The 9,644-nt window shown below is 63.3% G+C and carries 8 protein-coding genes and 1 pseudogene; 4 read left to right on the top strand and 5 right to left on the bottom strand.

Going from position 1 to position 9,644, the window contains the following annotated elements:
• Positions 1–85 (top strand): annotated as a pseudogene (locus tag J2S97_RS24205) (AMIN-like domain-containing (lipo)protein); the annotation flags it as partial.
• 676 nt (positions 86–761) lie between these two features.
• Positions 762–2,804: a sensor domain-containing protein gene (locus J2S97_RS23375; RefSeq protein ID WP_307052316.1), complete on the top strand. Its 2,043-nt coding sequence runs from the start codon at positions 762–764 to the stop codon at positions 2,802–2,804.
• A gap of 197 nt (positions 2,805–3,001) precedes the next feature.
• On the opposite strand, the gene J2S97_RS23370 is transcribed toward J2S97_RS23375, so the two are convergent.
• Together J2S97_RS23370 and J2S97_RS23365 are read right to left on the bottom strand one after the other, a co-directional pair.
• Complete coding sequence (locus tag J2S97_RS23370; protein WP_307052315.1) at positions 3,002–3,157, bottom strand: hypothetical protein; 156 nt, start codon at positions 3,155–3,157, stop codon at positions 3,002–3,004.
• A 964-nt stretch (positions 3,158–4,121) separates the two neighbouring features.
• Positions 4,122–4,643: a DoxX family protein gene (locus tag J2S97_RS23365; protein WP_307052314.1), complete on the bottom strand. Its 522-nt coding sequence runs from the start codon at positions 4,641–4,643 to the stop codon at positions 4,122–4,124.
• Between the two features lie 98 nt (positions 4,644–4,741).
• Between J2S97_RS23365 and J2S97_RS23360 the strand changes: the two genes are divergently transcribed.
• On the top strand, positions 4,742–5,320 hold the full coding sequence (locus J2S97_RS23360) for a TetR/AcrR family transcriptional regulator (RefSeq protein WP_307052313.1): 579 nt from the start codon (positions 4,742–4,744) through the stop codon (positions 5,318–5,320).
• Between the two features lie 912 nt (positions 5,321–6,232).
• On the opposite strand, the gene J2S97_RS23355 is transcribed toward J2S97_RS23360, so the two are convergent.
• Both J2S97_RS23355 and J2S97_RS23350 read right to left on the bottom strand, forming a co-directional pair.
• Positions 6,233–6,760, bottom strand: a complete 528-nt coding sequence (locus tag J2S97_RS23355; protein ID WP_307052312.1) for a hypothetical protein — start codon at positions 6,758–6,760, stop codon at positions 6,233–6,235.
• A gap of 1,098 nt (positions 6,761–7,858) precedes the next feature.
• Positions 7,859–8,050: a hypothetical protein gene (locus tag J2S97_RS23350; RefSeq protein ID WP_307052311.1), complete on the bottom strand. Its 192-nt coding sequence runs from the start codon at positions 8,048–8,050 to the stop codon at positions 7,859–7,861.
• 37 nt (positions 8,051–8,087) lie between these two features.
• Between J2S97_RS23350 and J2S97_RS23345 the strand changes: the two genes are divergently transcribed.
• Positions 8,088–9,287: a vanadium-dependent haloperoxidase gene (locus J2S97_RS23345; protein WP_307052310.1), complete on the top strand. Its 1,200-nt coding sequence runs from the start codon at positions 8,088–8,090 to the stop codon at positions 9,285–9,287.
• Positions 9,288–9,294: 7 nt separating this feature from the next.
• Here the strand turns inward: J2S97_RS23345 and J2S97_RS23340 are convergent, their stop codons facing one another.
• Positions 9,295–9,471, bottom strand: coding sequence for a hypothetical protein (locus J2S97_RS23340; RefSeq protein WP_307052309.1), 177 nt, complete (start codon positions 9,469–9,471; stop codon positions 9,295–9,297).
• Positions 9,472–9,644: the final 173 nt, after the last annotated feature.

Below are 9,644 nucleotides of genomic sequence, written 5' to 3'. Positions count from 1 at the left end.
CGCACGGCTCCCGTTCCGGGTGTTCACCCTGGACGGACCAGGCTCCGGATCGCGGCTAGTAGTCGACGTAGCGCACTTCTGGTGACCTCGGTTCACTGTTAAACCGGCGTTGAGGTAAGCACAGAAAACCCATGAGCGGCGCCCCCGCTCCGGAGACTTTCCGGGCAGGGCGCCACTCTGTGCGCCCGCTACCAGGCAACCAGCCGGCGGCGGCTACCCGAGGACTACCAGTGCGGGCGGGTCCCGGCGGATGGTTTCGCCGCGGCAGAATCCCGGGCGCAGGCGTGCCATGGCGTGCCGGAGCGTACGGCCCTCGCTCCCGGCAGTATTCCACGATGTGTCCCTGGTCGTTTTGGTCAGGGGCTGCCGGTCAGGCAAACGCCGGTCGTGGATCAAGGCTAAGAGAGGCTAAGAGTGGCTATGAGTGTCAGGTAAGGGATGGCGTCTGCCCTTGGAGCGGATACAGGCATGTCTGCTTTTTCCGCGCACAGGGCATCGCATACTTTGCCTGCTATGGTTCGTCTAGGGTCGGCTTCCGGATTTTGGGGCTAAGCAAAATATCCGATGGATGGATGTGGAGCATCTGCAAGCTCCGGCATGGTTCGCCTTGCGTATTGTCCGGTCTTGATTAGCTATCATCATGGTCCAATACGCTGTTGCGCCGGGGCCTTTTTCCTCCAAGGCGGCCGCGGCTGTTCACGGCTGACACGGCGGTGACCGTTGCAGATGCGCCACAGTCCCAGACGTGCAGGGTCCAGCCGATGAAACAGGTACCGATGCTTCCTCATACGCCGTCCGTCCATGAGGCCCGCATCAGCAGCGACCTGAACGGAACGATCACTGCCTGGAACGCCGGTGCGACCGAGATGTTCGGGTTCAGCGCTACCGAAGCAATAGGGCGGAACTACGACCTGCTGACCACCACGAACGGAACCATCCTCCATCGGGAGGCCCTGGAACATCTCCGGGCTGGGAGACCTTCCACCGTTGTCCGGGCCAGCTGGCGGCGCCATGACGGCCGTGTCGCCGAGGTCACCCTGATGCATTCACCCCTGTTCGACGACGACGGAACACTGATCGGCACCTCTACCATCGCACGGGATGTCACGGCAGTCGCGCAGCTGCAGGACGAGGCAGGCAAGGAACGCGAACGGCTCATCGAAGCCCAGGAGATGGCCCATGTGGGAAGCGCCGAATATGAATTCTCCTCGGGACGGTGGTGGCATTCGGAAGAATTTGGCCGTCTTCTGGACCTCACCACCGGCGAGAAAGTCTCCGGCGCCATGCTTCTGGAAAAAATCCATCCCCAGGACCGGGACGGGGCCCGGACGGACTGGCTCTCCCTGCACCGCGCCGGTTCCCGGCATCTAGACCGCGAGCTGCGCCTCATCCAACCAACCGGTGACGTGCGGTGGATTCACGCCAGCGTCAGGGTCACCGACGTCGGCATCCGGACCAGGGTGCTCATCACTGCCCTGGACATCACCGCCCGTAAGCTCGCCGAAGCGGTTCTGACCCATCAGGCATCCCATGACGCCCTGACCGGGCTACCCAACAGAATCCTCATCAACACCATCCTTCACGACCTCCTAGGCCGCAAAGCATCCAAGGTTGCGGTGTTCTTCCTCGACGTAGACCGGTTCAAAACTGTCAACGACGCTATCGGCCACGCTGCCGGAGACGCCATCCTCGCTCAACTCGCGGCCAGGCTCCGTCACGCCATCCGGCCTGGCGACACCGTTGGCCGGTTCGGCGGCGACGAATTCGTGGTGATCTGCAAGAATCTGGACGTCACGGAAGCTCAGGAGGTTGCCGAACGGCTCCGCGGCACAGTCAAAGAGGCCTTCACCCTGGGCGGCCGCCGGATTTTCATGAATATCAGCATCGGCATCGCCCCTGCCGGCCCGGGAGACACCGCTGAGACCATGCTCGACGCAGCCGACACGGCCATGTACCAAGCCAAAAATGCCGGCGGCGACCGCAGTTCGGTCCGCGACTCCCGCACGCAGGCCGCCGCTACCGCACGGCTCAACCTCGAATCCGATCTCCGCCTCGCCCTGGACCGGAACGAGCTCAGACTCCACTATCAACCTGTGATCGACCTCAAGACCGGGATACCGGTGGGTTTCGAAGCCCTCCTGCGCTGGGAACACCCCACCCAAGGCCTGCTCCAACCCGCAAGCTTCATCAGCCTCGCCGAAGACAGCGGCCTGATCGTTCCAATTGGCAGCTGGGTCCTCAACCAGGCCCTCCAACAGACCCAACAGTGGCGTGATAGCCTGCCGGGCGCCAAGGACCTCACGATCTCCGTCAACGTCTCGGTCCGCCAACTCCAGGACCTGCGCTTCGTCGACACCGTCCGGGACGCTCTCAGCACTACCGGCATCAACCCGGCCGCCGTTACCCTGGAAATCACCGAATCCGTCCTCATGGACCAAAGCGAACTGCCCACCGCCATCATCCAAGGCCTGCACGCCTGCGGCGTCGGCCTGGCCATCGACGATTTCGGTACCGGATACTCATCCCTGAGCCACCTCCGCTGGCTAACCGCTCACAGCCTGAAAATCGACAAGTCCTTCGTATCAGAACTCGGCTACAAAGATCCCAGCAGCGCCTCCATCATCGAACTCATCCTCGGCATGGCCCGCGTCCTGAACCTCAGCGTCATCGCCGAAGGCGTCGAAACACCGGCGCAACTGAACGAACTACGCAGGCTCGGTGTCCGCCACGCCCAGGGCTACCTCTGGTGCGCGCCTCTCCCCGCCCGTGAGGTACCAAAGCAGCTACAAACACACGCACCGTAACCCCCACTGCACAACGCCCAAGCCCGCAACCTGTCCCGCCCAGACTGCCCCAACCGTCCACAGGCAATGATCGTTGGTTGGACGATATCAGCGGAAGACAAGGCCGGGTCAGCATCCGGTGCCCAGGAGTGGCGGTACAGACCACGCGTCAGCGTTAATCGGCCATATTCACCGCGTTGCAACAGGTCGGACGCACGTCATACGCGGCCGACCGTGGGCTGGTCGACGGCAGCGCCCATAGCTTCGGCAGTGCGGATCCGTACGATGTTCGAAGCCTCCACGTCCACGAGTTTGCGGGTCCCTGTTCTGCCGCAGAGGATCCAGACCATCGCCGTTGACGGCAAAGTCGCCATTATGCGCCCGCAGTGGATGAGTCGCCCGTCATGCCAGGCCTCGACCTCGTCCCCGGGTGAAAGCTCCTCACACGAGCAAGCTGGAGCTGGTCCGTTCTACGTCATCTTCGGCTCCTTGACTACGGCGGTAGGGGGCTCATCCCCCGAAACCACTGTGGCACTGCAACGTTCCGCGGACATTCCAGCCACGTTTCAGCGGCGATATTTCCATGTGTCCGGGACCGTACGCCCGATGGTCCCGGCGAAGCGGATTTCAGACGTGGCGCTCCCGGGAGCGGCGAACTGCGGCCTTCGGTTGCAGTGTCGTGGAGTCCTGAAGCCGATTCGGTTTCCTGACGCCCGGGTAGGTGTCGCCAGGCCCGGCCGAATGCTCAGGCGGCTGTGAGCCTGTCGTAAATGCCCGATGGGGATGTGATCAACGCTTTGATGGTGTTCCAGTCTTTCCATGGAATCTACCGGCAAACAAATTAGCCCCTATTCGGCCCGAACCGCCGCCTGCGGCTCGGTTTCCAAATACTGGTTCATGAACAGGACCAGGGCCAATGGCAGATCAGCCTTCGGTCCTGATTCTGTTTGTTCCTGTTGCTGAAGCTCAGGTTGCTCCGGTTACGTGGGCATGAATCGGGAGCGATCCCTGACAGGGATTCCTAATATGCTGCTGTTTAGCGCTCCATCCCATCGGCCTGAATGCGGCCGCGCGTGCTGACGGGGATGCCGTTCTAAGCACCCGGGCGCGGGACTGTAGGGCCTGAGGGTCGTGGATAGTTTCTGTGCGATTCGTGAGGAACGTTGGGCCCGAGTGGGTAGTGTTTGGGTCGTGTGGCTGAGAAGCGGTTTCCGGCCTTAAATTCCGGTGTTCCCAGGCGGCCTTGGTTTGCTGGCCGGGCGATGAGCCGGATCGAGACGGGGCGGCGGTCCCGGCCGGAACTCATCCGATGGGACCGCCGCCGCAGGTTTCTTGCAGTTACTCGTGGAGGCTTTCCGGGATCCTGGCGGGCAGCGCCGTGCGGGTGGCCGCTGACCGGCGGCGGGGCAAGGCCTTAATGTAGGGGAGCACCACGACGACCGTGGCGGCGACGAATACCAGCTGCATCAGCGTCCGCGGCAGGAGCGCCGTGGCCGGTTCGCCGTTGAGTATGAGTCCGGCGAGTGCGGCGTGGACGTTCGCCGGGAACATGGCCACCAGCAGCAGGGTCAGTCCGCCTGCCGCCCACGGCGCCGTCCGGCGGTGGAGCAGGCCGGCGGCTGCAATCAGTTCTAGCACGCCCGTCAGGGTAACCAGCAGCTCAGGATAGGGCAGGGCCGGCGGCACCATTGCGATGAGGTCCTCGCGCATGCCGTTGAAGTGCGCCGTCCCGGTAAGCGTGAACATGGCCGCGAGGCCACCGCGCAGGCTGGTGTGCCAGGACCGAAGCGGCCTGATGCCGGCGGCACCGGCGGCACGCAGCAGGAGGGTGACGGCCAGGAGGGTGATGAGTGGGGCCATGATGCGTCCTTTCAGGTGCATCGGGTGAATCTTGACACTGACTAGATTACTCTCCCGCCTGAACTTGTCAATGGCTAGATTGGGGTTAGGCTGGAGGCATGAGCACGCACGCGTCTTACCATCATGGGAATCTTCCGCGCACGATCATCAGCGCGGCACTCGACGTCATCGCCGAGTCCGGTCCGTCGGCCTTGAGTCTGCGGGATCTGGCCAGGCGGGCGGGTGTGTCCCATGCCGCCCCGGCGCACCACTTTGGGGACAGGGCCGGCCTGCTGACCGCCGTGGCGGTGCAGGGTTTCGGGTTCCTGGCGGACGCGCTGGCCGAGGCGCAGCGGCAATCCGGCGACTTTCTGGAGGTGGGGGTGGCCTATGTCGGCTTCGCCGTCGGGCACCCCGCCCACTTCGCCGTGATGTTCCGGCCGGAGTTGTACCGGGCCGATGACCCCGAGCTGATCGCGGCCAAGGCGCGGGCGGGCGAGTCCCTCTACCGGGGAGCTGCCCCATTCGGGGCTTCGGAATCCGGGCCGGATTCGCAGGAGGCGGCGCTGGCGGCCTGGTCCCTGGTCCACGGATTCGCCACGCTTTGGCTCAGCGGCAACCTGCCTGCGGGACTCCCCGCCGACCCGCGGCAGGCCGCCCGGGGTGTGGCCTCGGTCCTGTTTTCTGGCCGGGGGTAGCCGCCGAACAAGGCTGCCGTCCAGCGCAGCGACGAACGAAGTGATGAGCGGCCTGGCGGCAATAGGACGGGCGGCTGCAGGACGGCGACCACTGAAACGACCGACAATGGGTGCTTCTCCTCCGTGTTTCCGGGGATTATTCAAACGCCGATAACGGACCTTTTGTCACAACGCGACAGCGCTCCTGGTGCCGCACTGAGCAGGGACTCCCTCTCCCCGGATTCGACGCCAGCTTCTTCCGTGCCAGCCTAACGGCCCAGGCCGGTCGTGCCAGTTCCTCCGTTTCAGCCCATGGAGGTGGGGGAGTGGGCGGCATGACGCCAGCGTGTGCTGCTGGTCCGCGGAGAAACTACGGTGTTAGCTGCGCGGCGCTGGATTGTCTTCAGAGGGCGAGTTCTGCTCGTTCGACGACGGACCTGTCGTTGGCGTCGAAACGTGCTGTCGCCACGGGCACGGCCATCTCACGTCACGTATTTCGACGAGGCGTCGGTGAAGCCGAGTTTCTGCATGCCTACCGAAGACTATGAGGCAGCTGGTTCGTCGCCGGGGGACCGGGGCGGTAGGTGTCGGTACAGGGTCGTGCGCTTCAGACCGGTCACGGCGGTTATTTCCCGGAAGGAAGAACCCTTAGTCCGGAGCAGGGCAAGGGCTCCGTCTAAATCGACCGTCTCTGACTAGTCATTCCGACTTGCCGGAATAGGTGCCGAAAAATTGTGACTTTCGGCGCTATTTGGCGGCGTTTTGTGATCGCTAAATGGCGCGCAGAACCAGGGGAGGGCTTAGCCTAAACTCACCGTTTCGTATCCGTGGGGATCTGAGGCACCTAGGTTATGAGACAAGCCAGACCGGACAGACGCAGGGGCGGTCTGCCTAAGGGAATCGCTATCTGGAACCATCCCCACCCATCTGCCTTCAACTTGTGGGATGGAGCGAGGTGGCCCAGCCATTCCAGTACATTGCGGTTTGGCTCTCCTGGCGAACCACGCGGTCGGGCGCGTCGCCCTTAGCGGGCCAGAAGCTGAGGTGATAGGTGTCGATTGGCTCCTCCGTTTCAACGATTGTGTCGACTGCGCGGGCAGAGTCCATTCCCTTTGCCGCGTACCGGACGCGGTAGGTACCAGGAGATAGGTCTATTGGATATGAAACCTGGCCTGCCCACTCCTCTAGGAAGGGACGGTTGACCATTGTGGATGAGACTTCGACGACGTCCTCCCATGCCCGGTCCAGTGGCGGTTCTGCATTGGAGAACTCGACGCTGAAATTCACGTGGCCGGTGTGCAGACCCGTGATTAGAAATAGGAGGTTGGGGCTGGATGCACCGCACAGGCCGTTGGACTGACCTCGAAAAGATGCCTGCAAATCGGAATCGAAGACGGTCCCGGACACGACATAGGCCTGGCCGTAGTGCACCCACAATCGACCACTGAAGAGGGTCTTCACGGCACTACTCTAGACTGCTGGCGGAATCTTATCTCGGCGCCCAAGATGTCTCAGCCAGGGATCCGCAATGTGCACTGCAGTGCCCGTTGGGCCAGCGGCTTACCGCGGTGCTGCTCCATGACCACGGCAGGGTATCCCGGCAGACTATCCCGCTATGGAAACATCACCTCGTAAAAGTACTCCGAGTGGCTCACCGGTGATCCCGGATCAGCGGGTCGATGATTGTCCACATCACGCTGGGATCGACCTCAGGATGGGTGGTTGCCCAAGCACGAAGTGCGTCGATGTACTTTGTGAGCGGTCCGCCGGGATCAGGTACACGGCCTGTTTCATCCTGCAATGCACGGATGGTGGTCCACAACTCCGGACCTCGCACAGGGCCGACCGCAACTAGGAATCGCTCCTTCCCTGACAGCGCGGCTTCCCGCGCTGGCGCGCCGGATCGTAGCGATACTCATACCAAGCTTCGTAAGAGGCCTTAAACGCCGCACTGAGTTCTTCGTCCACCATCCTTCATAGTTACATGAGCCCCCGGGGCCATTACGAAAAGAATGTTCTTCGTGTGGCGCCGTCGGATCTGCCCGGGTTACAGCTCCGGTGAAGGTCCCCACCAGAAGACTCTAGGCCGTCTCGAAACCCTAGACATACGAGACGTCTCACCGACTGACTTGAACGAATGAAGCAACTTCACACCTATATGTCCCGTTCCCCGGTCTGCTGGTCCACGCCTAGGCGGGGCCCCAGGTTACGGGCGGCGGCGTCGAGAAGTTCTTCTTTTACACACGCGCTGAAGTTCTTGTTGCAGAGATCTGCTTGGTTGCCATCCGGTAGCTAAGTTCACCGGATAGTTCCTGGAGAGTGTGACCCAGGCCTGGCCCGCGACCTCCCGGGCTGCCGGACACGGTTCCACTGGACAACGCGCTGGCAGAGGCTCACCCTTGGAGTAACCGCACGGACTGCGCATCGCGCTGACCTCGGGCGGTCGCGTGCCGCCGGTGTCGGGCACCCATGAGATGTCGACTCCGTCGGGTTCGCTTGAACATGGCTCCGTGACGACTGGAGGACCGACGACATGACGAACAGCAACGCTTACGATCATCACAGGCGACCATCGCGGACTTCGAGGAACGGTGCGCGCCGACGGTGGGCGCTCTGCTTGATCCCGGCACTGACCGCCGCACTCGTTGTACCGGGAGTGTCGAGCGCCGGCGCCTCGAACTCTCGGAACGCGGCGCCGGCGAACACGGAGGTCCTCATCGAGTGGAGCGCCATCGCCCAAGACCACGTCATCCCACTGCGTCCCACGGCTCACGGCCAGCTCCGCGGCATGGCGATGGTTCAAGGCGCGGTGTACGACGCAGTGAACGCCATCGACGGCGGGTACCAGCCGTATCTGCTCGACGGCGACTCGGTCGGCGTCGGGCCGGAGGCATCGTTCGATGCGGCGATCTCGACCGCCGCACACCACGTGCTCGTCACTCTGGTCCCGTCGGACCAAGTAGCTGGCCTCGACGCTGCGTACGAAGCAACGCTCGCGGCCGTCACCGACGGCCCGAACAAGGACGAGGGCGTCGCCGCCGGTGAGGCCGCCGCGGCGGCGATGATCCTCGCGCGCACCGATGACGGGTTCATGGCCCCGTTCGAGTTCAACATCGGACCCGATCCCGGCGATTGGCGGCCCGTCGCCCCCGCTGCGCTCGATCCGGACGCCTGGGTGGCCAATCTCCAACCGTTCATCATCGAGAGTCCCGACCAATTCCGCTCGGAGGGTCCCAACCCGCTGAGGAGTGCCGAGTACACAGCGGACTTCAACGAGGTCAAGGAGATCGGTGCGCTCGTGAGTACCACTCGAACCGACGACCAGACCACTGCGGCCATCTTCTGGCAAGCCCCGCCGGTGGCGCTCTGGAACGGCGTGTTCCGCAGCCTCGCCGTGGAGCACGGACTCGACCTGGCCGACGCGGCTCGGCTCTTCGCGATGACCAACCTCGCCGCCGCTGATGGCGCGGTCGCTTGCTGGAACGACAAGTACTACTGGAACTTCTGGCGTCCGATGGCGGCGATCCGAGAAGCCGACACCGACGACAATCCGGAGACGGAAGCCGATCCGACATGGAAACCGCTCTTCGATCCATCGACAGCGACCGTCCCGCCGCTCGGCACACCGCCGTTCCCGGATCACCCGGCCGGCCACGGCTGCGTCAGCGGCGCCACTCTCTATGCGGCGCATGAGTTCTTCGGCACGGACGAGGTCGCCTTCGACGTGAACTCCGGTCGCTTCCCGGGCGAGCCACGGCACTTCGACGGATTCTCAGCGGCGATACAGGAGATCGTTGATGCTCGCGTCTGGGGCGGCATCCACTTCCGCACCGCCGTCGTACAGGGCGCCGAGATCGGCAATGAGGTGGCGTTGTGGCTCAGCGGTCACTACTTCCAGCCGGCGCCATGTCAGTCGCAGGGTCCTGCGACTGACCCGATCATTTCCCCAACCGATTTGGTTCATTTGCGGTCAGGATCGGTTGGGTAAATCTGAATCAGACGTCGGTGGCGACCGCTTTGACGTGGGCCATGCGCTCGTCGAGCCCATCGGCGACGCGCTCGTCGCTGCCACCGTGAGCCCCGCCGCGCGTGACGATGCCCCCAGTGCCGTCTGCGACTTCGATGAGGACCAGTCCTCCGTTGACAGTGGGGAATTGAATCAGGCGGGTCATGGCTTTTCCCTAATCTTCAGGGGTTCTAGGGTCTTCCTGGTCGGAAGACATCAGCATCGACCAACTACTTTTCCAAGCCCACCTTGTCCGGGCCGAAACTGGGCATTAGGCACCTGGTGCCGAAATGTGAGTCCACCGTGAACCCGTAGAGGAGGCTACCCTGACCGGCCAGT

Source organism: Arthrobacter oryzae (assembly GCF_030812315.1).
GTDB lineage: Bacteria > Actinomycetota > Actinomycetes > Actinomycetales > Micrococcaceae > Arthrobacter > Arthrobacter oryzae_B.
Note: the sequence above shows the minus strand (reverse complement) of the source record. Positions and strands in the feature narration are given on the sequence as shown.

Excerpts from the sequence above, each read along its gene's own strand:
- J2S97_RS23365 (WP_307052314.1), bottom strand. The coding sequence starts at position 4,643 with ATGGCCCCACTCATCACCCTCCTGGCCGTCACCCTCCTGCTGCGTGCC.
- J2S97_RS23340 (WP_307052309.1), bottom strand. The coding sequence starts at position 9,471 with ATGACCCGCCTGATTCAATTCCCCACTGTCAACGGAGGACTGGTCCTC.
- J2S97_RS23375 (WP_307052316.1), top strand. The coding sequence starts at position 762 with ATGAAACAGGTACCGATGCTTCCTCATACGCCGTCCGTCCATGAGGCC.
- J2S97_RS23360 (WP_307052313.1), top strand. The coding sequence starts at position 4,742 with ATGAGCACGCACGCGTCTTACCATCATGGGAATCTTCCGCGCACGATC.
- J2S97_RS23345 (WP_307052310.1), top strand. The coding sequence starts at position 8,088 with ATGGCGATGGTTCAAGGCGCGGTGTACGACGCAGTGAACGCCATCGAC.
- J2S97_RS23370 (WP_307052315.1), bottom strand. The coding sequence starts at position 3,157 with ATGGCGACTTTGCCGTCAACGGCGATGGTCTGGATCCTCTGCGGCAGA.
- J2S97_RS23350 (WP_307052311.1), bottom strand. The coding sequence starts at position 8,050 with ATGACGTGGTCTTGGGCGATGGCGCTCCACTCGATGAGGACCTCCGTG.